The following is a 228-nucleotide window of genomic DNA, read 5'->3' as shown; positions in this document are numbered from 1 at the left end:
CGTGCGCAGGATCTTCGCCGAGGACGGCGAGGGGGCGCGGGGGTACCGCTTCGTGACGGCGCGCCTGCGCGAGCTCGACGAGCCCGTGCGCGCCTCGGAGAAGGTCGTCCTTGTTAGCGTCAATCTATTTTTCACCAGTTTCGCTAAACAGGCGCGCCGTTTGCGCAAAGGCGGTTTCACCGGTTGCGCTAACGTATTTTCACCGATTCCGGTCACGGCTTGACGGGG

Annotated in this window: 1 protein-coding gene; it reads left to right on the top strand. The window is 63.6% G+C overall.

Annotation, left to right across the window (positions count from 1 at the left end; all coding sequences use genetic code 11):
- A partial coding sequence (locus ACQRC0_RS08855; protein WP_427729348.1) for a hypothetical protein occupies nt 1-223 on the top strand: 223 nt, incomplete at its 5' end.
- Nucleotides 224-228 lie beyond the last annotated feature (5 nt).

The sequence above is a fragment of the Collinsella sp. SGI.033 genome, assembly GCF_050315135.1.
Taxonomy (GTDB): Bacteria; Actinomycetota; Coriobacteriia; order Coriobacteriales; family Coriobacteriaceae; genus Collinsella.
The sequence above is the reverse complement of the archived record's forward strand: the minus strand, read 5'-3'. Positions and strand labels throughout refer to the sequence as shown.